20 protein-coding genes and 1 pseudogene are annotated in these 21651 nt (G+C 60.9%); 12 read left to right on the forward strand and 9 right to left on the reverse strand.

The genetic code is table 11. From position 1 onward, the window contains the following. Positions 1-6: 6 nt before the first annotated feature. The 5 genes from C0Z16_RS22100 to C0Z16_RS22120 all read right to left on the reverse strand — a co-directional run bounded on the left by C0Z16_RS22100 (position 7) and on the right by C0Z16_RS22120 (position 4858). On the reverse strand, positions 7-969 hold the full coding sequence (locus C0Z16_RS22100) for a LysR family transcriptional regulator (RefSeq protein ID WP_102634212.1): 963 nt from the start codon (positions 967-969) through the stop codon (positions 7-9). Beyond that, the gene (locus C0Z16_RS22105; protein ID WP_102634213.1) at positions 966-1940 is read right to left on the reverse strand and encodes a quinone oxidoreductase family protein; all 975 of its coding nucleotides are present in this window, start codon (positions 1938-1940) and stop codon (positions 966-968) included. The genes C0Z16_RS22100 and C0Z16_RS22105 overlap by 4 nt, the downstream gene beginning before the upstream one ends. A 181-nt stretch (positions 1941-2121) precedes the next feature. After that, positions 2122-3363, reverse strand: coding sequence for an MFS transporter (locus C0Z16_RS22110; RefSeq protein WP_158244510.1), 1242 nt, complete (start codon positions 3361-3363; stop codon positions 2122-2124). A gap of 128 nt (positions 3364-3491) precedes the next feature. Further along, a complete protein-coding gene (locus C0Z16_RS22115) occupies positions 3492-4421 on the reverse strand; it encodes a BKACE family enzyme (RefSeq protein ID WP_102634215.1) in 930 nt (309 codons plus the stop codon). After that, positions 4418-4858 carry a cupin domain-containing protein gene (locus C0Z16_RS22120; protein WP_244201311.1) on the reverse strand — a complete coding sequence of 147 codons (441 nt, stop codon included), beginning with the start codon at positions 4856-4858 and terminating at the stop codon, positions 4418-4420. The genes C0Z16_RS22115 and C0Z16_RS22120 overlap by 4 nt, the downstream gene beginning before the upstream one ends. Before the next feature lie 295 nt (positions 4859-5153). Between C0Z16_RS22120 and C0Z16_RS22125 the strand changes: the two genes are divergently transcribed. From C0Z16_RS22125 to C0Z16_RS22140, 4 genes are all read left to right on the forward strand, one after another. Next, on the forward strand, positions 5154-6014 hold the full coding sequence (locus C0Z16_RS22125) for an ABC transporter substrate-binding protein (protein WP_102634217.1): 861 nt from the start codon (positions 5154-5156) through the stop codon (positions 6012-6014). After that, positions 6011-7006: a fumarylacetoacetate hydrolase family protein gene (locus C0Z16_RS22130; protein ID WP_244201312.1), complete on the forward strand. Its 996-nt coding sequence runs from the start codon at positions 6011-6013 to the stop codon at positions 7004-7006. Before C0Z16_RS22125 ends, C0Z16_RS22130 begins: the two co-directional genes overlap by 4 nt. 3 nt (positions 7007-7009) lie before the next feature. Beyond that, a complete protein-coding gene (locus C0Z16_RS22135) occupies positions 7010-7486 on the forward strand; it encodes a PaaI family thioesterase (protein ID WP_102634219.1) in 477 nt (158 codons plus the stop codon). Between the two features lie 75 nt (positions 7487-7561). Further along, entirely contained in the window at positions 7562-8785 is a 1224-nt protein-coding gene (locus C0Z16_RS22140; RefSeq protein WP_102634220.1) for an MFS transporter, read from the forward strand. Here the strand turns inward: C0Z16_RS22140 and C0Z16_RS22145 are convergent. The 3 genes from C0Z16_RS22145 to C0Z16_RS22155 form a co-directional block, all read right to left on the reverse strand. Next, positions 8782-9681 carry a SphA family protein gene (locus tag C0Z16_RS22145; protein WP_102634221.1) on the reverse strand — a complete coding sequence of 300 codons (900 nt, stop codon included), beginning with the start codon at positions 9679-9681 and terminating at the stop codon, positions 8782-8784. The genes C0Z16_RS22140 and C0Z16_RS22145 overlap by 4 nt on opposite strands. Positions 9682-9809: 128 nt before the next feature. After that, positions 9810-10187, reverse strand: a complete 378-nt coding sequence (locus C0Z16_RS22150; RefSeq protein ID WP_102634222.1) for a Rieske (2Fe-2S) protein — start codon at positions 10185-10187, stop codon at positions 9810-9812. A 12-nt stretch (positions 10188-10199) separates the two neighbouring features. Continuing rightward, positions 10200-11138, reverse strand: a complete 939-nt coding sequence (locus tag C0Z16_RS22155; protein ID WP_102634223.1) for a VOC family protein — start codon at positions 11136-11138, stop codon at positions 10200-10202. A 248-nt stretch (positions 11139-11386) separates the two neighbouring features. Between C0Z16_RS22155 and C0Z16_RS22160 the strand changes: the two genes are divergently transcribed. The 6 genes from C0Z16_RS22160 (at position 11387) to C0Z16_RS22185 (ending at position 18156) form a co-directional block, all read left to right on the forward strand. Then, a complete protein-coding gene (locus C0Z16_RS22160; RefSeq protein ID WP_102634224.1) occupies positions 11387-12385 on the forward strand; it encodes a fumarylacetoacetate hydrolase family protein in 999 nt (332 codons plus the stop codon). 34 nt (positions 12386-12419) lie between these two features. Beyond that, positions 12420-13553 (forward strand): FAD-dependent monooxygenase, encoded by a 1134-nt coding sequence (locus C0Z16_RS22165; RefSeq protein ID WP_102634225.1) that lies wholly within the window; start codon positions 12420-12422, stop codon positions 13551-13553. Positions 13554-13596: 43 nt separating this feature from the next. Then, the gene (locus C0Z16_RS22170; protein WP_102634270.1) at positions 13597-14601 is read left to right on the forward strand and encodes an ornithine cyclodeaminase family protein; all 1005 of its coding nucleotides are present in this window, start codon (positions 13597-13599) and stop codon (positions 14599-14601) included. A 54-nt stretch (positions 14602-14655) separates the two neighbouring features. Further along, entirely contained in the window at positions 14656-15666 is a 1011-nt protein-coding gene (locus C0Z16_RS22175) for a dihydrodipicolinate synthase family protein (protein ID WP_102634226.1), read from the forward strand. A gap of 10 nt (positions 15667-15676) precedes the next feature. Beyond that, positions 15677-17146, forward strand: coding sequence for an NAD-dependent succinate-semialdehyde dehydrogenase (locus C0Z16_RS22180; protein WP_102634227.1), 1470 nt, complete (start codon positions 15677-15679; stop codon positions 17144-17146). A 224-nt stretch (positions 17147-17370) separates the two neighbouring features. After that, the gene (locus C0Z16_RS22185) at positions 17371-18156 is read left to right on the forward strand and encodes a TetR/AcrR family transcriptional regulator (RefSeq protein WP_244201314.1); all 786 of its coding nucleotides are present in this window, start codon (positions 17371-17373) and stop codon (positions 18154-18156) included. Between the two features lie 590 nt (positions 18157-18746). Here the strand turns inward: C0Z16_RS22185 and C0Z16_RS22190 are convergent. Next, the gene (locus C0Z16_RS22190; protein ID WP_102634229.1) at positions 18747-19661 is read right to left on the reverse strand and encodes a LysR substrate-binding domain-containing protein; all 915 of its coding nucleotides are present in this window, start codon (positions 19659-19661) and stop codon (positions 18747-18749) included. Positions 19662-19816: 155 nt separating this feature from the next. On the opposite strand from C0Z16_RS22190, the gene C0Z16_RS22195 reads away from it, so the two are divergent. Next, positions 19817-20845, forward strand: coding sequence for a DUF1338 domain-containing protein (locus C0Z16_RS22195; RefSeq protein WP_102634230.1), 1029 nt, complete (start codon positions 19817-19819; stop codon positions 20843-20845). An 82-nt stretch (positions 20846-20927) separates the two neighbouring features. Beyond that, positions 20928-21606, forward strand: a pseudogene (locus C0Z16_RS22200) (FAD-binding oxidoreductase); the annotation flags it as partial. Between the last annotated feature and the right edge of the window lie 45 nt (positions 21607-21651).

Raw genomic sequence — 21651 nt, forward strand, 5'->3', positions numbered from 1 at the left:
TTGAGATTACTGGATGAGGCGCTGGAACGCGCACCCAGGGAATGGATGGTCCCATATCGGACCATTTTCGAATTTGGACACCAGCCAGTCTTTGAACGCGAGAGTTTTGGCGGGTGAAAATCGCGCAGAAGGCCTTACAAGATAGACCGCTCCGGAGCCATCGAGCTGCCACTCTGGAAGAATCCGGACCAGCTTGCCGCTCTTCAGATCACGGCTCATGAGCCACTCTCCTGCCCCGAGGATGCCCACGCCGTCGCGGGCTGCGGCCAGCAAAGTTTCGCTGTCGTTCGCGGTCAGCGAGCCTTTCGGCACAATTGTTTCGTGCAGGTCTCCTTGAATCAAACGCCACTCCGGGAAAGTTGCGAGCCGCGTGAACCTCAAACAGCTGTGTCGAAGGAGGTCCTTGGGAGCGTCAGGTGAACCATGTCGTTCCACATATTCTGGCGAAGCACAGAGGATGCGGTGGTGGTCACACAGTTTCTTCGCAATCAGCCGGTTGTCACTGAGCTCACCGATACGTATGGCAGCGTCAAACCCCTCGCCGATGAGATCAGCGAATCGCTCGCTGTAATCGGCGATGATGGAGACTTGCGGGTGCTTCTCAAGAAACTCGGGTAGCATCGGACCGATCCAGAGGCGTCCCATTGCAGCAGGAAGGGCGAGACGCAGGACGCCTCGGGCTTCGGCGGCGCCTGATGACGCTTCCTGTTCTGCCTCCATGATCGAGCCAATGGCAGACCGGAGGCGCTCGACGAGCGCCACACCGGCATCCGTCATCCTGACATGTCGAGTAGACCGCTCGATCAACCGCACACCCAACCGTTTTTCCATTGCGGCGAGCCGCTTTGAAATCACCGTTGGATGACGCTCCAGTTGCCGGCCGGCCGCGACAAAGGAACCTGCGGAAGCGACAGCAAGTAGCGCGGCAATCTCGTCTGCGTGGGTTGTATCGAGCGTAGTCGGGATCATGGTTTCAGAATAATCGCTCCTGCTGACGCACCGGTTTCGAGGTCTGCGTGTGCCGTTGCTGCATCTGCCAGCGCGTAAGTGCGCCAGATGCGCGCCGAAATTGTACCTGCCGCCAGCGCAGACAGTACATCCCTCGCGCGCTTCTGGTATTCAGCTGCGGTGCTCGTATGGGCCACAATCGAAGGGCGCGTCAGGAAGAGCGAGCCTTTTGCGTTCAACGTGGATACGTCCACCGGACCCGGAGCGCCGCTCGATGCTCCGAATGACACAAGAAGACCGCGCGGTCGCAGACTGTTCAGTGAAGCGTCGAATGAGATCCGACCAATCGGGTCATAGACGACGTCGACCTTCCGGCCTTCGGTTGCCTTTGCAACTTCATTGGCAAGCGTAGCGGGATTAAACACAATCACGTCGTCGCAGCCTACGTTCTTTGCGACCTGAACACTCGCGGCCTTCGACACGACGCCGATCACTGTTGCCCCCAGCGCTTTTGCCCAAGAGGCCATAATCTGGCCCACGCCGCCAGCCACGCCGTAAAGAAGGACAGTTGTTCCCCGCGTAACCGGAAACGTTGACTTCAAAAGATATTGCGCCGTAATGCCCTTGAATAGCACCGCCGCTGCATCTTCGCAGGAAACGTCGTCGGGAAGGGGCACGAGTCTGTCGGCAGGAAATAGCCGTGCGCTTGTGTATGCGCCAATCGGGCCGGTCGCATACGCGACTCGCTCCCCGACCTTGACGTTGTCGACCCCCGCGCCGACTGCTACGACCCGACCTGCACCCTCAAGACCCAGTCCGGATGGTAGCGGGATTCGCACGGCGCCGTTTCGCTGCGTGACATCGAGATAGTTCACGCCGATCGCATCCTGTTCCAGCCAGACTTGACCTGCTGCCGGGTCGGTCTTCTCACCTGTACTGACTGTCATCACATCTGGCGAGCCTGTGTCGGTAATCCGGATTGCTGTGATCATTAACACTCCTCTGTCGACCGATCGCTTTCCCTATGGTCCCCCATTCTGATAGCTGCGTCGGACAAGAGCAATGGCACGTTTTTGCATTTCAAAAATGCACCCTGTGCAGCAATCGATTCAACCGCCTCGAAACGGTGATGGCGATGTTTGCCTTGAGAGCGCTGTGAGGTCGGTGGGAACGTCAACCGACCGAGACCCGGTTTGCCTGTGCTGCGTGAACGGACTCCATGGGTCCAAGTTTCGCAAGCGTCAGGACGAGGATTGCGACAGCGGCTCCCGCGCATACAACGGCCATCCACCCAATCGTCTGTATGAGTCCACCGGAGAACCTGCCGATTGACTCGACGACGAGCGGGCTCAGGAAATTACCGAGGAAGAACGCTCCCATATACCCGCCGGTGGCGCGGCCGCTTTGCTCGAACGGCACTCGTGCGAGGGCCCACGTCCCAAGAAGCGGAAGTGCCATGCCGCCGCCTGCTGCGGCGAGAAAAGCGCCCCCGATCGTCGCGTTGACACCTGCGGACAATGCGATGATAAAAAAGCCTGATGCGAGCAGTCCGAAGGCGGCCACCAGAAGGCGATTGATCGGCCACCGTGCGAGCCGGTGAAAAATGAACGAACCCACCGGAATGCCGGCGTTGGCGATCGCACCGCCGAAACCAAGGACCGCCGGCGCGGTGACGCCGCGCGCGCTCAGCAAAAAGCTGATCTGAACCGGCACGACAAAGAACATAACTGATGCGAAAAGGATCAGCAGGCAGAGGTGGCCGATCGCGCGCCACGGAAATGGCATCTTTTGCGCGTGTACATGTTCAGCGTGCGCTTCTTCCGGTTCCCAGATCAGCGCCGCGATAAACGGCAGGAACAGAAACGCGCATCCGTAGACCAGGAACGGCGTGCGCCAGCCCGCAGCCAGGCTACCGAGCCCACCGCCAACCGAGAACATCAAGGCGGCTACAACGGAGGCCGAGGCGTGCTGCATCGTCAGCCACTTCTGTCGCTGCACCCCTGAAAAATAGTTGGCCACCAGCGCAGTGGCCACCGTGACGATTGCCGCCTCGGCAAGACCGATGACCGCGCGTGAGACGACGATCGCGTACAGGTTCGTCAGCCAGAACGGCAGAACGCCGGCAACCGCATAGATTGCGACCGCGGTCATGTAAAGACGTTTGCGCCCGAACGCGTCGACCAGCGATCCTACGAGCGGGCTGAACAGCGCGATCATCAACGCGGGAATCACCAACACGATCAACGTCAGCACATCGGCGTTCGGAATGCCGGCGAAGTTGTGGCGCATCAGGGGAAGGACAGGGGCGATCAGCACGGCACCGGTCGATGCCAGCCAGCAACTCGCCATTAACAGCCAACCATGCCCGTTGCCAGCGACGCGCGCGGACCGGGCTCCAGGGGAAATCTGAATCATGTCGTCTCCAATGTGTTTGGTGTTCGTGCGCACGCGCTCGCCTGCGCGAGCCATCAACCGACCTCGATCGCCTCCTGCTGGCCGCCGCTTGCATCGCGGCGAGCCGGCCCGATCGATACCCGGCACAGCTAGAAGGCGACCTGGTCGCCGCCCTTCAGATCGAGCATGCGTCGCACTTCGTCGGGCGAGGCGATTTCGATGCCAAGCTCGCCGAGAATCCGGCGAATCTTGCGGACCTGCTCCGCGTTGCTTTGCGCAAGCTCGCCGCGGTTGATGTACAGGCTATCTTCCAGCCCGACCCGCACGTTGCCGCCCATCAGGCTCGCCATCGTCGCAACCGGCATCTGATGCTTGCCGGCCGCCAGCACCGACCAGTGATAATCGTTGCCGAACAGCCGGTCGGCGGTACGCTTCTGATGCAGCAGATCTTCCGCATGCGCGCCTATTGCACCCCGCAGGCCGAACACGGTCTGCACAAAAAGCGGCGGCTTCACGAGCCCCTTTTCAAGGAAGTGCTGCAACGTGTACAGATGGCCGACGTCGTAGCACTCAAACTCGAAACGCGTGCCGCCGGCTTTACCGACGTGCTCCAGAATCCATTCGATGTCGTCGTAGGTATTCCTGAATATGAGCCCGCGCGTGCCCTTGAGAAAGGGCACTTCCCAGTCGTGGCGCCATTCGCGCTCGCGCTTTGCCATCTCCGATAGCACCAGATTCAGCGAGCCCATGTTGAGCGAGCACATCTCGGGCTTTAGCGCGCGGCCGGCGGCCGCGCGTTCCTCGATAGGCATATTGGGGCCACCGCCGCCCGTTGAAATATTGATGATCGCGTTGGTCGCCGACTTGATGGCCGACACGAAGCGCCGAAAGATCTCGGGGTCGCCGGAAGGGCGGCCATCGTCGGGATTGCGCGCGTGCAGATGAATGATCGAGGCGCCGGCTTCGGCGGCCGCGATCGATTCCGCCGCGATCTGTTCCGGGGTGACGGGCAGAAACGGCGACATCGACGGCGTATGCGCGCCGCCCGTCACCGCGCAGGTGATGATCGCCTTGCTCACAGCGGTTCTCCTTCAACGAGGTCGAGCAGCACGAAGGCCATCCGGCACGGCTTGCCCGAGCGGTTTGCCCAGCTATGGTTGGTCGCGCGCTGGATCAGCACGTCGCCAGCGCGCATCAGCGTTTCGCCTTCGTCCAGCAGCGCCCAGATTTCGCCGTCGAGCACGATTGCGTAATCGAGCGATTCGGTTTTGTGAAACCAGAAATGCCGCGCGCCGGACTTGTCGCGCACGCCGCTGTCGTCGAGGAATTGCTTCAGTTGCGCTTCGTCGTAATTCTCATCGGGCGGGAAATCGACGATGCGCAGCAGCGAGCCGCCCTTCGAATGAAAACCAAACGCATGGCCGGGCGGCGCCGGTTCGTCGCCGGTCGCGCGCGCCTCGCCGGTCGCCCAGACGACTTGCGCAATCGGCAATCCGGGACGATTCGTCCTGTTCAATGTGGGTCCGTCTGAAACGACGCAGGATCCGCCTAGCGCATTGGTGCCCGTGACGATTCGGCGGACTGGGCGACAGTCGTTGGCGCCAAATTGCTGCGGGTCGCGATGAGTTACCAGAGTCTCCATTTTCCTTCCATTAACGAGTCGAATCGTATCGTATCGTTAATTAGGTGGAATGGACTGTCAATAGGGAAAAGACTTAGCCATGATCGGGGAATATGGCTCAAGATCGCCTTGACAAATGTGAACGGTCCGTTTTGTAATGTAGGCACTCAAACAACAACGGTCTAGATTCATGGAGACAGAAAGGATTCGCGTGATGTGGTTCGTGCCGCCGCTGCTGGCCATCGTCGCGCGTCAGGAGGAACAGGCAATGACAGTCGAGGCCACGCGCAACCGTTCGTCCGATGAGCAGTTCGACGCGCTCGTGGCCGGCGATGTGCACGCGGTCGTGACGTCGATGGACAACGTGATCGGCTGGAATGGCCGCGAGGGGCCGCGCGACTTTCGCGTGGTCGCGCAGATCGAGCGAGCCACGCCGCTGACGCTGGTCGCGCAGCCGCAATGGCGCAAGTTGAGCGACCTGCGCGGCACCAGCCTGCTGGTCGATGCGACCGGGAACGGTTTCGTGGTTGCGCTGAGAGCGATGCTGCGCGAGGCGGGCATCGAACCCGGCGCGGTCCGCTTGACGCCTGCGGGCGGCGTCAAGGAGCGTTTCGATGCGCTCATGGCCGGGCAGGGCGACGCGACCTTGTTAGGGCCGCCATTCGATTCGATGGCGGCGGCATCGGGTTTGACGCGTATCGCGAGCGTGCAGGACAGCTATCCCGACTTTCCCGGCCAGGGCGTCGTGGTACGAACCGGCAGCAAGGCGAGCCCGAAGGTCGCGACATGGCTGCGAACGCTGGAGCAAGCTCGCCGTCGCGTCGGCGAGAACGATGAGCTTGCGAGGCAGGCTGTGCTCGCCGCCGGCTTACCCGCAGCGGCGGCCGAGGCAATGATTGCGCTCAATCCCGACTCGCTGTACCCGAGCCGCGTGGGCGTCGCGCTACTCGTCGCCCATCGGCGGGCGCTCGGTCTGGTTGGCGCGGACAATGACTATTCCACCATCGTCGACGATTCGATGATTGGCAAATGCACCGGAGGAGCAAGGTGAAGCGATATGCGCTCGGAACATTTTCGGCGGGCGACGGTGCCCGCTTTGTCGGCCTTGTCATGAATGAGCGCGTGGCTTCGCTCGTCGGACTGGCGGCGGTTCATTGTGAGTCTGAACTGTTGCAGGCGACCACCGTGCTAGCGCTGCTGGAGAACTGGTCGACGAATGAGCCGGCCCTGGCCCGTCTCGCAGACAAGGTCGCGGAAAACGACGGTCAATGGCATGCGCTTGCCGAACTGCACACGCATCCGGCCATCGATCTGCCGCGCCAGATTTTTTGCACCGGCGCGAATTATCGCAAGCACGTCGTCGATCTCACCGTCGATGCGAAGGTGGGCCCCGAAGGACTCGACGAGGCCGCACTGCGGCGCTGGGCCGAAGCGATGATGGACGAGCGGCTTGCGAGCGGCGAGCCCTACGCATTTACCAAACCGGTTTCCGCTGTCTCCGGCGCCTTCGATCCGCTAGTGCTGCCGGGCACCACAAACAAGCCGGATTGGGAACTGGAGCTGGCCGTTGTGATAGGTCGAGGCGGCTACCAGATTTCACGCGAACGGGCGCTCGACCATGTAGCTGGCTATGCGATTGTCAACGACATCTCGGCGCGCGATCTGATTCCTCGCACCGACTACAAGATGCTTGGCACCGACTGGTTGCGCTCAAAGGGGCAGCCTGGTTTTCTGCCGCTTGGGCCATACCTGGTGCCGAAGGCGTTTGTGCCGGATCCCCATCGCCTGAAGATGCGGCTGACGGTCTCCGGGCAGGTCATGCAGGACGAAACGACCGCCGACATGCTGTTCGGCATCGAACGGCAAATCGAATACATCTCGCGCTATTCGCGCCTGTTGCCCGGCGACGTGATCTGTACCGGCTCGCCGGCCGGCAACGGCACGCACTACAACCGCTTTCTGTGCGACGGCGACGTAATGGAAGCCGAAATCGAAGGACTGGGCCGTCAGCGGCAAATCTGCATCGCACAACAACGTGGCTGAGCTATGGCTGAAATAAGCGCAACGACGGTAGCTCGCGACAATCCCGACCGTGCGTTGCTGCACGACCTTCTGTCGACGCAAGCGCGCAATGTCGCGCTTCACATGAATCCTGCGTTGATCTCGCTTGGCGCGACCTTGTTGATGGGCAACGCGGATTCGCTGTCGATCGGCTTCACCGCGCCCGAGCATTCGGTGCAAGGCAACGGCGTGGTATCCGGCGGCACGCTGGCTTCGATGCTCGACTTCGCGATGGCTCTCGCACTGCTTTCGAAGCTGCCGCAGGGGCGCACATGCGCGACCATCAGCCTCAACGTCGACATGATCGAGCCGGGGTATGTCGGCCAGTTTATCGCCGATGCGCGGGTCAAGCGTCTCGGCGGCCGCGTGTCGTTTGTCGAGGCCGACCTTTACGACGCGACCCGCGCCCGGCGTGTTGCCAGCGCCACTGCGCCGTTCGCGGTGTTCGACGTGCGCGGCTGAGTGCGAGCAGCGGCATTTGCCAGGCAGCCACCTTACCGTTCGAGAAGCCGGATGCCATCGGGTACGAATCGGGCAATGATCCGCCGCGCGCAATGGCCGCTCTTTGCGTGTTGCTGTCTGTGCTGCTTCGCGAGCATGGCGTCAATGCGTCTATGCGATTCGATGCTGGCCATTCTCGCGGCGCAGTTCGCGATGCCTGTCGAACGCGCGCCGCAAACCATCTCGCTGTTCGCGCTTGCCTATGGCGTATTTCAACTTTTTTCGGGACCACTCGGCGATTGGCTCGGCAAGACGCGCATGATCGCGCTCGCGGCTCTTGCTTGCGCGCTCGGCAACGTCGCTGCTGCCTTGGCGAACAACCTCGATCAACTGCTTGCAGCGAGGTTTTTTTCCGGCGCTGCAGCGGCCGGCATCGTGCCGCTCACGATGGCGTGGATCGGCGATAACACGGCGGATGAGCAGCGTCAGGAGGCGCTTGCGCGCCTGCTCAGCGCAACCGTGCTCGGCATGATCGCAGGGCAATGGGGTGGCGCGGCGCTGGCCGCGTCCCTGGGATGGCGAGCTTCGTTCCTGTCGATTGCCGCTGCGTTTGCGCTCGGCGCGCTGATGACGGCAAGCGCCTCGCCGCGCACTGCACAAAAGGCGGCGCTGCGGCAACTCACATTCGTCCGTCAAACAAGCGATATTCTGCGCGCAAGGTGGGTTCGGCTCGTGTTGCTTGCGACGTTCATCGAAGGAAGTTTTGCCTACTGTGCATTGGCGTTCATGCCGACGTATCTGAATTCGGCGTTCGGTTTGCCCTTGTCGCGGGCCGGCCTGATTGCATCCAGCTACGGTGTGGGAGGGCTGATTTTCAGTCTGAGTGCAAAGCGGGTAATACGGCGTTTCAAGGATGCACACCTTGCGCGCGCGGGCGGGCTGCTGTTCGCCGTATCGCTGCTCGCGCTCACGGCCTCGCCGCGCTGGTGGTGCTGCGCGCCTGCCTGTGCGCTGGCCGGCTTCGGCTTTTACGCTCTTCACAACGTCTTGCAGAACCACGCCGCACAGATGGCGCCGCAGGCGAGCGGCACGGCTGTTTCGCTGTTTTCGTGCGTGCTGTTTCTGGGGCAATCATTCGGGATTTCGATTGGCGCCTGGTGGGTCGGTCACGCTTCAGTGCGCTATGTATTCGTCGGCTGTGGGATCGGGGTGCTCGCACTTGCCGTTGCTTTTGCGCGCGTGCTGGAGCGAGGACAGGCGCCGGGCGATTCAAATGCAACGCCCGACAAGCCAGCCATTTCCCGCCGCCCTCACTGCTAGAACTTGAAGTACGCGTTTAGCCACAGCGCATTGCCGTAAGCCGCATTGCGCGCATAGATATGACGTTGCCAGTGCAGCATCGCCCCCCACTTTTGCGTTCCATAGCCTACCTGCGGCCCGAAGGCCAGCTCGTTGGTGCGATGTCCGTCGCCGAATGCGGATTGCCCGTTGATCTTGTCGTCATTGAGCTGCGTATTCAGGTATCCGCCGAGGCCGACAAGCCAGGTCTGGTTGATGTGATAGTTGACGCCGTAGTCGGCAGTCAGCTGAACGCCCGATTGATAGTGCGTCGCCGAATTTACGCTACTGTAGTTCAGGTTGATCTTGGAACTTAGTTCTAGCTGCCGCACCGGCATCCAGGTGAACGCGTATGCAAGATACAGGCTCGTGACGTTGGTGCCGGGATTGAACAGCCGGGTCTTGTCATAGGAGCCAGTCGGCGCGACTACGTCGACCTCAAAGGTCTGGAAATACTGCGGCGACTGCCAGCCGAGCAGTACACCAAAGAGCGGGTCGCCGAAACCGCGGCCGCCACCGGAAATCCCGTACGACGGGAAATGCAGCGTACCGTCGACGTAGGGAAGGGCGGCCTGCACGGCAATGTTGGCACCGAAAATCGGCGGCGTACCGAACACGTGCACCGCTCGCAGCGCATGAGCCTGCACGCCGCCGTTGGCGCCCGGCGGGCTGGTATTGCCGCCGCCGTCGCGCAGCGACGTGATGTCCTCGAAGCGGTTGTAGCTGTAGAGATAATTTCCGGGTCCGCCGAGTACGCCGCTCATGACGGTCATGATCCCGGACGGGTAGCTGCTGGTACCGTTTTCGAGCGCGAAAGCAGAGTTCTGTGCAAGACCCGCCGCGGCGCAGATAGCGCCGTAAATCGTGTATCGCTTCATTGTAATGTCTCCTGTAGTTATACGATTTATAGTTAGTTATACGAAGTTATAAGTCGAAGCCGATCGTCTCCTGTTGCGCAATCAGCTATGTTCCGTCAGAAGGCCGCGGCGCATGGCCGCTATTCTGGTCAAAGCGGCACGGGACATAGCGCGCTGAGATGACTGTCTGCTTCGAGTCTCAAGGGCACCGCTTGCAGGTGTTGACCTATGCACGGTCCGGCGATACACAGGCCGTCATCAAGTGTGAATATCGCGCCGTGGCCGTGACAAACAATGTGGTTCGCGCCCTGGTCGAGATAGCCGTGCTTTCGCCACGGCAGCGAAGCGCCGGGCCAATGCGGGCACGAATTCAAATATGCCCGCAGCAGCCCGTCGCGGCGCACGACAAAGAGATCGTCAACGCCGCGTCGGTTCAAATCGAATCCTTGTGCGCCCGTCGAAGGAAGCGCGTCCAGTTCGCACAGGCGCACCCAGCGCAGCCGGAACAGCGAACCCGATTCCGACATGGCGGATGACGCTCAGGATTGCGCCGTGGGCGGACCTCCCGGTGCCCACGTCTCGCGCCACTGGAACAGGAACTCCTGCGAGTTCTCGGGGATGGCCGGTGCGACGCGCGGCACCCACGAATCGTCGAGTTGATCCATGTCCGCGTCGTATTCGATGTGGCAACCCAGGGGACTGTTGAAATACCAGAACCAGTTCGAACCGAACCGGTGACGTCCCGGCCCCCAGAACGATTCGTAGCCCTTCGCGGCGAATGCGTAGCCGGCGCGCAGCACTTCTGACGGGCCGCCCATGTGGAAGGTGAAGTGATCGCACCCCTGCATCACCGGCGGGGTTCGGATCAGGAACAGTGTGTGGTGATCGAGCGTGCCTTGTGGCGTGAGGAATGGGCCCATTCCGTCGAACCGGTCATTGACGCGAAACCCGAGCCGGTTCACATAGAACGCCTCGGCCTTGTCGGTGTCGGGCACGAAATAGACGACGTGCGAAAGTGTCCTGGGAAGCGGCGGCGGTTCGTCGAAGCTGGCCGGTGCGCCGAGCACGTTGACGCCGCGCCGCGCGTCGCCGGGCGCATTGATCTGCTCGGCCGGAAGCGCCGGCGCACGACGCACGGATATCTGAAACCCAAGCACGAATCCGCTGTCGTCGGTCGCTTCAATCGAACCGTCCGGCAGGAATTTGACCTCGCGATCCTTGCCCAGCTCCTGCGCGATTTCGTCGAGTACGGCTCGATCTTCCACGCCGTAAATTGTCTTGCGCAGTTGATTGGCCGTCGGTAGCGGCCACTTGGGAAGCGCCGGGTCGTCCCTGTGGCGAATCACGACGCCGGTGCCGTCGAGCGCCTCGAATGCGCCGTCGCCCTTCGGCGCGAGTCCGTAGTCGGTGAGAAAGATTGCGCAGCGCTCGACGTCGTCGACGCCGAAAACCAGTGTGTCAGGTCCAAGGATTCTCACTGTAATCGTCCTGTTGATGAGAGAAGATCGCCATTGATTAATACGATACGGTACGGATCATAATATTCCCGTTGTTCTCTGTCGTGCAATACCAGTTGGGGTTTGTCCCGTGCATTTCTGCATGAGGAAAACCCTCGCTTACGATACGACGCGTATCGTATATATTGTGGATCGATTGCTAACGCGATGCCGTGGTCGTACCGGTGATGCCGGCGCGACGTGTGCAACTCACAAACTGGAGCCGAAGAATGAAGCTGGGTCGAATCGCTGTGAATGGGCCGGACGGAGAGGTTGCGCGTCTCGTACTCGTATTGCCTGAAGAGGGGCGCGTCATCGATCTGAAACGCGCGTCGATCCTCGCATTGGAGAAGCAGGGCGCGACCGCGGAGTCGGCGCGCCGGTTATCGGACGCGCTGTTTCCCGGCAGCATGTCGGCCGCGATAGGCCTCGGCGAACGGTTTCTCGATGCGGCCCGCCGCGCGGACAAGGAGCGTCCCGAAGCAGCATCGTTGCCGATCGGCGACGTGAAATGGCTACCGGCGAGCGATCCGTCCGTCGTCCGCGACGGCTTGACGTTCGTCGGCCATATCAAGGGTTTCCACGAAAAGATCGGCCATCAGCCGCATGAGAGCCTGTTGAAGGTGCCGGGTTATTTCAAGGGCACGCCGCATACGGTTATCGGCCATGAAGCGGAAGTGCCGTGGCCGGGCTACATCGAGCGTATGGATTACGAACTGGAACTCGGCTACGTGATCGGCCGGCGCGGCGGCAATCTGAGTCCGGAGCGGGCGCGTCCATTTCTGTTCGGCATCACGGTGTTCAACGACTTCAGCGCGCGCGATCGCCAGTCGATTGAAATGCCGATCCAGATGGGCCCGACCAAGTGCAAGGATTTCGCTTATGGAGTCGGTCCGTGGATCACGACGATCGACGAATTTGCCGATCTCGACGCCATCGCAATGGAAGTGCGGGTCAACGGCGAGACATGGGGCAAGGGCACCAGCGCGAACAAGCTGTGGAGCGTCGACGAACTGATCGCGTGGGTCAGCCTCGGCGAAGTGCTGGAGCCGGGCGACGTGATCGGCTCGGGGACGATGGGCGGCGGCTCCGCGCTCGAACTCGATCGCAAGCTGCAGCCTGGCGACGTGGTAGAACTCGAAGTGGGCGGCATCGGCATTCTGCGCAACCGCATGGGACAGCCGCAGAAGGGATTGTGGTGGCCGAAGGAGCGCGCGCCCTTCATGTGAGCTCGCCCGACAACAATTTCAAGGAGACACAGTCATGGCTTCACAGCATAAGGTGCTTATCGTTGGCGGCGGGATCAGCGGAATGACACTCGCTCACGGACTCGCGCGCGACGGCGCGGACGTGAGGGTGGTCGAATGCAGCCATCGAACGGATCAGCAGGGAACCGGCATTTCGCTGCTCGGTAACGCGCTGCGCGCACTGGATCGCGTCGGCCTGGCCGATAGCTGTATGGCGGCGGGTTCGGGCTGGGACACGGTAAGCGTGCGCAACGGTGCCGGCGAGGTCGTCAACGAGCGGCGTCCGCCGCGCACGTTTCGCGCCGATGCTCCGGGCGCCATCGGCATCATGCGGCCGAAGCTGGCCGAGGTGCTCGAAGGGCACGCGCTCGCGAGCGGTGCGCGCATCGACTATGGCACGAGCGTGGACGATCTCGAGCAGGATGGCAATGGCGTTTCATATCGGCTCTCGACAGGAGAAGCGGGGCGCTGCGATCTGCTGGTGATCGCCGACGGCACATACTCAAAAACGCGTTCGAAGGTATTCGGCGCGCACTATCGCCCGGAATATGCGGGACAAGGTGCGTGGCGCTTTACCGTCGAGCGTCCGCCGGGTTTCGACGGGCTGGTTCTGTACAAGCATGACGACGGCCGTATGGTCGGCGGGCTGCCGTTGTCGGACAAGCTTTGCTACTACTTCTTCCTCGAGAACGCGAAGCTTCACGCCCACATGCCGCAGGAAAAGCTCGTCGACATGTTCAGGCAACGTCTGGACGGATTCTCGGCTCCCGATCTTTGCGCGGCGCTCGAGCGTTGCGACGGCACGCGTTACATCAGCTACCGTCCCTTCGACATTCTGTTGATGCCGCAGCCGTGGCATCGCGGGCGAATCGTCCTGGCCGGCGATGCCGCACATTCGGTCACGCCGCAGTTGACCTCTGGCGGCGGCATGGCGATCGAGGATGCGGTCGTGCTCACGGAAGAACTGACCCGCTGCGCGAATATCGACGATGCGCTGCTCGCGTACGGACAGCGGCGCAGCGGGCGGGTGAAGCGCGTTTTCGATATCTCGCTCGCCATCTGCGCGGTCGAGCAGGACCCGCACGGCGACGGAGCGCGTGCCGTCGAACTCCTGTTCGAAGGATATGGCGTGCTGGCGCAGCCATTCTGAACGTCAGTCGCCGCATCGTTCCAGTCACTCTTTACTTTTGCTCATGACCACTACTTCATTTGCTCCTGCATTCGTTTCCGGCGACGCCGCACGCGCGGTGTTCGTCTGGACCGATGCGATACGCGCATTGCAGTCCGCCTATGCGCGTCCGATTCCGCCGCGCTCGAGCCCGCCACGCACCGTGGCCGTCGCCGGCAAAACATGGCTGCGCACGCTGCCGGCGGTGCCGGTCGGCGGCCGCTACTACGGCGCGAAGATCATGGGGATGGCGATGGGCGCCGCGACGCCCGGCGTCGAGTACGTGATCGTGCTGTTCGATCAGCAAACCAGCCGCATCGCCGGGTTTGTCGACGGCAATCTGCTGACCGGATTTCGCACGGCGGCGACTTCCGCAGCCGCGCTGGACCGGCTCGCGCCTCGCGGCAGCGCGCGCCTTGCTGTGCTCGGCAGCGGTCTCGAAGCGACCATGCATACGCGCGCCATCGCGAGCGTGCGCGATCTGAACGAGGTCGTCGTGTTCAGCCCGACGCGTGAGCGGCGTGCCACTTTCGCCGCAGCCGTGACGCGCGATCTCGGCGTGCCGGCGCGCGGCGCGGCCTCGGCGCGGGAAGCAGTGGAGGGCGCTGATCTCGTGCTCGCCGCGGCCCGCTCGCACGGCGAACAGCCGCTCCTTTTCGGCGACTGGCTCAAGACTGGCGCGACCGTTGTGTCGATCGGCTCGACGATTCCCGAGCAGCGCGAGATCGATGTCTCGGTGGTCGAGCGCTGCGACATCATTGTGTGCGACACGCTCGACGAAGTGCTCGAAGAAACCGGCGACATGCTCGCCGCTCACGCAGCGGGCATCGCGTTCCGCGACAAATCGTTCGGTCTCGACCAGTTGATGAGCGGAGCCATCGATGAACCGCTGCAGGGTGCGAGAACGCGCATGTACAAATCGGTGGGCAGCGGTCTGCAAGACGTAGTCATGGCGGAACTGATCCTCGACAAGGCGATCGAGGCGGGGCTCGCGACCCGCTTGCCGATCGAATTCGAAACCAAGCGCTGATACGCGCAACGTTCTTCGGCACAACACCAACGAACGAAACAAAGGGAGCACAGCATGTCTCGCTATACCAGAAGCGAAGCCCGCGAATGGGCACGCGAGCACCTCGTTGGCGTCGCCAACGTGACCATCCCGACGATGACCCGGGACTTCACGCACATCAACGAAAAAGCCATTCGCCACGACGTCGAACTGGCGATCGAACACGGCTTCGTCGGCTCGCTTTCCTGCTCGGAAGTCGCCATTACGCAGGCGCAATATGGCGAGTTCTGCGGCATCATGGCCGACCAGGCTGCGGGCCGTCTGATCGTCGTGCATCACGCGGTGTTCAACACGCTCGAGGACAACATCGAGGCCGTCAAACTGGCGGAAGCGGCCGGCGCCGATCTCGTGCTGCTCGGCTATCCGCCGTACTTCTATCCGAAGTCCTACGACGAAGTGTTCGAGTACACCAGGGCGATCTGCGCGGCGACGAATCTCGGCGTGATCGTCTTCCCGCTGCCGGCCTGGGGCTTTTCGCGGCTGCATCCCGCCGACATTCCGCTGTCGGTGCTCCGGCGGATGGTCGACGAGATTCCCAACGTCGTCGCGATCAAGGCCGAAGGCGGCATGCCGTATATCATGTCGGCGATCGAAGTGCATCGGGAATTCCACGAGGAAGTCGTGATTTCGTCGCCGCTGGAATACGAATACGTGCCGCTCGCGCAGGTAATGGACATTCCGTTTTGCGGCACCAATTATTCCGCTTACTACGGACCGCTGCTGCCGCGCATCCATAAGCTGATTCGCGCCGGCGAATATGATCAGGCGACCCAGCTCTGGTACGCAATGGACCCGGCGCGCAAGGCTTTTGCGAGTTTGCCGATTGCGGCCAACGGGCTGCTGAACCGCATGCTGTGGAAGTATCAGGCATGGTTGCAGGGCTACAACGGCGGGCCGATGCCGCATCCGACGCAGCGCGTGTTTCAGCGCGACATGAACGTCCTGCGCAAGGGGCTCGAACTAGCCGGCCTCAATCCGACCAGCGATCCCGACGAGGCCTTCTTCGTCGGGCGCAATCCATCGTGAGGACGACGTCATGAATCAACCGGTCAAGCTTCCGTTGAAGGATTCTGGCCTGCTGCGCGAGGCCATGCTGATCGACGGCGAATGGGTGCACGCCGACAGCGGCGAGACGCTCGAGGTGCGCAATCCGGCGACGGGCGAACTGCTTGCGCGCGTGCCGAATGGGGGCGCCGACGAGGCGCGCCGCGCGATCGAAGCGGCAGCGCGTGCAACGCGAAGCTGGCGCAAGGCGTTGCCGAAGGAGCGCGCCAAAGTGCTGCGCGCGCTCTACGACCTGATGCTTGCGCATATCGACGACCTCGCGGTCATCATGACCGCGGAGCAAGGCAAGCCGCTGGTCGAATCACGCGGTGAAATTCTGTACGCGGCGGGCTTTATCGAGTGGTTTTCCGAGGAAGCTAAGCGGGTCTATGGCGACATCGTTCCGCGCAACGTCGAAGGCCGCCGCATTCTCGTGCAGAAGGAACCAATCGGCGTTTTCGCCGCGATTACGCCGTGGAATTTTCCTTCCGCGATGATCACGCGCAAGGCCGGCCCCGGATGGGCCGTGGGTTGCGCTGGCGTCATCAAGCCGGCGAGCCAGACGCCGCTCTCCGCGTTGGCATTGGCGGTGCTTGCCGAGCGGGCCGGCTTGCCGCGGGGCGTCTGCAACGTCGTCACCGGCTCGGCGCGCGCGATCGGCGGTGAACTGACATCGAGTGCGCTGGTGCGCAAGCTTTCGTTCACCGGGTCGACGGAGGTTGGCGCGCAGTTGCTAGCGCAGTGCGCGCCAACCATCAAGAAGACCAGCATGGAACTGGGGGGCAACGCGCCGCTCATCGTGTTCGACGATGCCGACCTGGACGCCGCCGTCAAGGGCGCGCTCGCGGCCAAGTATCGCAACGCCGGGCAGGCTTGCGTCGCGGCCAATCGCATGCTGGTGCAGTCGGGCATCTACGATGCGTTCGCCAGCAAGCTGGCCGAAGCGACGGCCGCGCTGAAGGTCGGCAATGGCATGTATGAAGGCGTGGCGCAGGGACCGCTGATCAACGAGGACGCCGTTCTGAAGGTCGAAGAACATATTGCCGATGCTCGCTCGAAGGGGGCTCGCGTGTTGACAGGCGGCAAACGTCACGCGCTCGGCGGCTTTTTCTTCGAACCGACCGTGCTCGCCGATGTCTCCCGCGACGCGCTGATCTTCAACGACGAAACTTTCGGACCTGTCGCGCCGCTGTTCCGCTTCGACACGGAAGAAGAGGCCATCACGCTGGCCAACGACACCCCGTTTGGTCTCGCCTCCTATATATTCGCACGTGATGTGGGGCGTATCTTCCGTGTTGTCGACCAGCTTGAGTTTGGCATGGTTGGTGTTAATGAGGGGATGATCTCGACGGAGGTTGCGCCGTTCGGCGGGGTCAAAGCTTCCGGCCTCGGTCGCGAAGGCTCGAAGTATGGTGTCGACGACTATCTTGAGATCAAGTACGTAGCGCTCGGCGGCCTTTGAAGGCTTGGCGCTCGCAGGAGAAGGCGCACGGCCCATTTTCGGACTCCGTGCGTGCCAGGGGCCTCAGCAATAGCGGGCGGCGGAACGTACACGCGATGCTCCGCCGCTTTCGCGAACGCCTTCCTGAGGCGGCGCGTTGGCGGCATTGGCACGTTCGGCGAGAACGCTGCGGATGGGTGTGCTTCAGTTCGACAAGCAATTAAGATACGATGTGTCTTATAATTATGTACTGTCCGCCTTGTTGTCGCCTTCGCCCAGGTGCCTCGGGCGGTGCGCCAGACTATGGCGATATTGCACGCCGACCTCCCGTTACGCAAATGAAGACAAACGCTCCGCGTCCCGTTACAGCACTTTCTGCCGCGCGAGGCGTCGGCCGACCGCGCAGCGAGGGAACTCGTACGCGGATCCTTGCGGCGACAGTTCGTCTGCTTGAGACCCGCACCATTCAGTCGATCTCCATCGAAGCCATTGCCAAGGAGGCGGGCGTCGGCAAGGCGACGATCTACCGCTGGTGGAATTCGAAAGCCCTGGTTGTCATTGATGCGTTCATCGAACACCACGTTGTCAAGACACCGATGCCGCATAATTTGCCGCCCGGCGAGGCCATTGCGGTGCATCTGATCTCGCTCATTCACGAATACGCCGGATGGTCCGGCAGGATCGTTGCACAGATCATTGCCGAAGGTCAGGCCGATCCAGCTGTGCTGCGCGAATTCCGCGAGCGGTTCCACTACGGACGTCGGGCGCTCATCCGGGAAATGCTCGAGGAGTGGCGCAGTTCGGCGCGCATGCGCGTGCCGCCGAACATCGAGACGTTGGGCGAACTCCTGTATGCGCCGGTCTACATGCGCCTGCTGGTTGGAAATGGTCCACTCGACGATCGTTTCGCGCAGGAGCACATCAGTTATGTCTATACCCTGCTGGGCGTCGACGTGCCGAATGTCGTACAACTGTGCGAGCAAATGAAGCGGAAAACATCCACGAAAAAGACGGCAACGGTTGCACGTTGAGCGAAGGCGGAGGCATTGCGCTGGCCGGCATGCGGACCCGAACACCTTCAACAGATCGGGAGTGGCGAGAATAGTGCTCTCGCCACGTAGACGTGTCCTGCCGCCGTTCAAGCCTGTATCGAGGCACAGCGGCACTCCGTTGGATGCCCTTGGAAAGAGCCGAGCGTTCAACTAAAAAGCCACGCTTGATTGGTCGCGGGCGGCAACTGCTCGTGAAGGTGCACCGTCGAAACATTGGTCAAGGTGATCTTTGTAATGGAAGAAAGCGCCACATGATGCGTCGATTTGAAGATGCTATCCAGATGGTGCCTGTTGGCCGTCATCGTTCTCGTCAGGTCCCTGTGCGGGTAGTCTTGCGACAGGGTGGACAGGAAAACATGCAACAGGCGACAGCGTCTTAGCGACGCTGAAAAGCTGTAAGTCTCGCGGAAGAGGCGGCCTCCCTATTCTCGAGCGGTTACTCCGATAACCGTTGAAACTTCGTCAATAGCCCGCGGATGCTCAGGCGACAGGAACATTTCTCGTGGAGCGGCCCCTTTTCCGGTCTGATATTGACGCGACACACCGTCTGATATTGACGCGACGCACCTCTACGTCGGCTGACCTTGAGCGGCGTTGTAAGTGCTCGCCTGCTCCAGAAGCCAGTTCTTGAATAGTTCGAGTGGAGTGCCGTGACTGAGCTCAGTCGGGTAGACCAGGTAGTATGCTGAGTCAGTGACTGCGGATGCTTGGAAGGGAATCACGAGCCCCAATTGCTCAAGTTGGTCCTCAACGAAAAACTTAGGGACAAGCGCTACGCCCAACCCAGCCGCTGCTCCTGCGATAAGCATAGTGTGAAGTTCAAATCGGACTCCTCGCATGGTTGAGTTGTCTTCAATCCCCGCGTTCGCAAACCATTGCGGCCAAGCGTCCGGCCGCGTCGAGGAGTGCAGTAGCGGGTAATCAAGTAGCTCGTTTGCTTTTTTGAGGGGCTTGGTCAGGATCGAGGGCGAACAGACCGGAATGACTTCTTCTCCGAACAGGTAGTCGGACGACGTTCCTGGCCAGGTCGGTTTTCCATAGTGAATTGCTGCTTCAAAATGGGAGTCCTCGAACGAGAACGTGTCCGTTCGCACGCTCATGTTGACGCGAACATCTGGGTTACGGTCATTGAAGTTTCTTAGCCGGGGGATGAGCCACTGCGACGCGAATGTGGGAAGAACCGCGAGCTCGAGAAAACCACCGCCAGTCCCATGAGCGATGATTGAGAGGGTGTCTCGGTCCAGCGTCTCAAGTGAGCGGCGTACCTGCATTGCATACAGGCCGCCCGCGCGAGTCAATACAACCCGCTGCTTTGACCGGACAAAGAGTCGGACCGCGAGATTCGATTCTAGGGCGGCGATTTGTCGTGAGACAGCGCTCTCAGTCAGGAAAAGTTCCTTCGCTGCGAGAGTAAAACTCTCATGACGCGCGGCGGCCTCGAAAGCCATCAGCGCACCCATGTTGGGAACCTTGAATCTACGCATGTTAGTTCCTAAAACTCATCAAGCGATAATTTAATCTCGCTTTACTATGCGCGCAAGTCTTTCAATAATTCGAGGTATGCAGAACCGCCTGTCTAACAAAAGGCTGTTCTTTCAACCTTTCCCGCTTTTGAGCGGGCGTGCCCGAGAGATTAGCGATGCGCAATGCGAATGTTGAACGCCTTCTGACGAAGCTGGTTGGTCAAGAGAAGACCGAAACACTTTTTTCTACTTTGAACTTCCCGACAGCTCTCGATGACTGGGAAGAAGGGACGGTGACTCGGGCTGAACTGGCGCAGGCCATGAACATGGCGCTCTTTGAAGACTTGCTGCAGCGTTCGGAAAACGGTCGTATCTACACGAAGGACGCGATAGCAAACGGCGGTTCGGTTTTCTTCGACCACGGCGCATTGCGGACGGTCCGCTGGTCGAGCAACGGCGCTTTGCCGCCTGGCGAGGCTGCGTTCACCCGCATTCTCCGCCCGCTTGGGTTCAAACTGAACGGTCGTTATCCGCTCGACAAGCTGGGCATGACCGGACGCGCTTACGCGCACGAAGATGCGCCTGACGAGATTGCACAATTCTTCGTTAGCGAGCTTCATCCTGAGCGATTCTCAAAGGAATTTCAGCAGGCGGTCACGAACGTGGTCGCTTCATCGAAGGACCCACTTACACCGGTGGCGGCATCGCAACTGTCTGAGCTTGAGCGTGATGGGTCGCTTCCTGTTGATGCCGCTGAGCAGCTTTTGCCGGTCATCGTCGGTGCGTTCTCCCGTCAGCACGACCTTCCAAATGAGGTTGACTATGACACGCTGCTTCTCGAGTCGGCGGAGATGGCCTGGATTGCGACAGAAGGCAACGCGTTCAATCATGCAACGGCTCGCGTGGACGACGTTTTCAAGCTTTCCGATGACGAGAAGCTGAAGGGCCGACCGATGAAGCCGGATGTTGAGCGGTCGCGGTCGGGTCGGGTGTTCCAAACCGCATACAAAGCCGATATGGTTACGCGCCAGTTCAAATCATCCGACGGCAAGCTCACGAGCCGCAACGTTCCTGGCTCGTTCTACGAGTTCATCACCCGCAAGCGTACCTTCGACCAACAGTCACATCGCTGGCAGACGGACCTGCGCTTTGACGCAGGCAACGCTACCGGTATCTTCAAGATGACCGCAAACGCAGCAAAATAATGTGAAAGTCGCTACACCGTTTCAAGCAAGCGAGCAAACTTCTGCAGCAAGTTGAGTTCGATTCGACTCGGGCTCAAAGTTCCTGTACGCATCTGACGCCTCAAACTGTCGCCGGGTTCCTCTTGATGTGGTCGTGCCGTCGGATGTGGACGACCTCGTTAAGGCGTTGGAAGTCTGCCGCCGCAACGACGTTCCCTTCTTAACGAGAGGAGGAGGCAATTCTCAGAATGCACAGTGCGTCAACGTGGCAGCAGTGGCGGACTCAAGCAAGCACGTAAATCGAGTCGTCTCGGTCGACCCATCAACGCAGACAGCCATCATGCAGCCCAGTGTCATTTGCGACACTCTTCGGAACGCGGCTCGATAGCACGGTCTGACCTTTGGCCCGGAACCACTGACTTATGGTCGTTGTACGTTAGGCGGGATGATTGCCAATAATTCCTGCGGCGCGCATTCAGTGAAGGCTGGCAAGACGGTCGAGAATATCGGGGTGCTCGAAGTTGCAACGTACGGTGGCGCGCGCTTCTGGGTCGGACCGACAAGCGAGGTAGAGCTCGAGCAAATCATCAAAAACGGGGGCAACGCGGTGAGATGTATTCAAGACCCAGGGCACTTGCGCTGTCACGCTGCAGGCAAAAGTAAGGCTCGTTCATAGCCCTTCGTGTCGAGTCTCACTCGTCCTTGGCCTCAAGGACATCTACATCGCGGCAGATGCAGTTTCCCATTTCAACAAGTGTTCTCCCATCGCAATTGAGGGGCTTGTCGAACGAGCGTGCGAAAACCTTGAATTCGCGTTGTCGCGTAAA

The sequence above is a fragment of the Paraburkholderia rhynchosiae genome (assembly GCF_002879865.1).
Lineage (GTDB): Bacteria > Pseudomonadota > Gammaproteobacteria > Burkholderiales > Burkholderiaceae > Paraburkholderia > Paraburkholderia rhynchosiae.

Excerpts from the sequence above, each read along its gene's own strand:
- C0Z16_RS22100 (WP_102634212.1), bottom strand. The coding sequence starts at position 969 with ATGATCCCGACTACGCTCGATACAACCCACGCAGACGAGATTGCCGCG.
- C0Z16_RS22105 (WP_102634213.1), bottom strand. The coding sequence starts at position 1,940 with ATGATCACAGCAATCCGGATTACCGACACAGGCTCGCCAGATGTGATG.
- C0Z16_RS22110 (WP_158244510.1), bottom strand. The coding sequence starts at position 3,363 with ATGATTCAGATTTCCCCTGGAGCCCGGTCCGCGCGCGTCGCTGGCAAC.
- C0Z16_RS22125 (WP_102634217.1), top strand. The coding sequence starts at position 5,154 with ATGGAGACAGAAAGGATTCGCGTGATGTGGTTCGTGCCGCCGCTGCTG.
- C0Z16_RS22135 (WP_102634219.1), top strand. The coding sequence starts at position 7,010 with ATGGCTGAAATAAGCGCAACGACGGTAGCTCGCGACAATCCCGACCGT.
- C0Z16_RS22140 (WP_102634220.1), top strand. The coding sequence starts at position 7,562 with ATGATCCGCCGCGCGCAATGGCCGCTCTTTGCGTGTTGCTGTCTGTGC.
- C0Z16_RS22145 (WP_102634221.1), bottom strand. The coding sequence starts at position 9,681 with ATGAAGCGATACACGATTTACGGCGCTATCTGCGCCGCGGCGGGTCTT.
- C0Z16_RS22150 (WP_102634222.1), bottom strand. The coding sequence starts at position 10,187 with ATGTCGGAATCGGGTTCGCTGTTCCGGCTGCGCTGGGTGCGCCTGTGC.
- C0Z16_RS22160 (WP_102634224.1), top strand. The coding sequence starts at position 11,387 with ATGAAGCTGGGTCGAATCGCTGTGAATGGGCCGGACGGAGAGGTTGCG.
- C0Z16_RS22165 (WP_102634225.1), top strand. The coding sequence starts at position 12,420 with ATGGCTTCACAGCATAAGGTGCTTATCGTTGGCGGCGGGATCAGCGGA.
- C0Z16_RS22170 (WP_102634270.1), top strand. The coding sequence starts at position 13,597 with ATGACCACTACTTCATTTGCTCCTGCATTCGTTTCCGGCGACGCCGCA.
- C0Z16_RS22175 (WP_102634226.1), top strand. The coding sequence starts at position 14,656 with ATGTCTCGCTATACCAGAAGCGAAGCCCGCGAATGGGCACGCGAGCAC.
- C0Z16_RS22180 (WP_102634227.1), top strand. The coding sequence starts at position 15,677 with ATGAATCAACCGGTCAAGCTTCCGTTGAAGGATTCTGGCCTGCTGCGC.
- C0Z16_RS22185 (WP_244201314.1), top strand. The coding sequence starts at position 17,371 with ATGTACTGTCCGCCTTGTTGTCGCCTTCGCCCAGGTGCCTCGGGCGGT.
- C0Z16_RS22190 (WP_102634229.1), bottom strand. The coding sequence starts at position 19,661 with ATGCGTAGATTCAAGGTTCCCAACATGGGTGCGCTGATGGCTTTCGAG.
- C0Z16_RS22195 (WP_102634230.1), top strand. The coding sequence starts at position 19,817 with ATGCGCAATGCGAATGTTGAACGCCTTCTGACGAAGCTGGTTGGTCAA.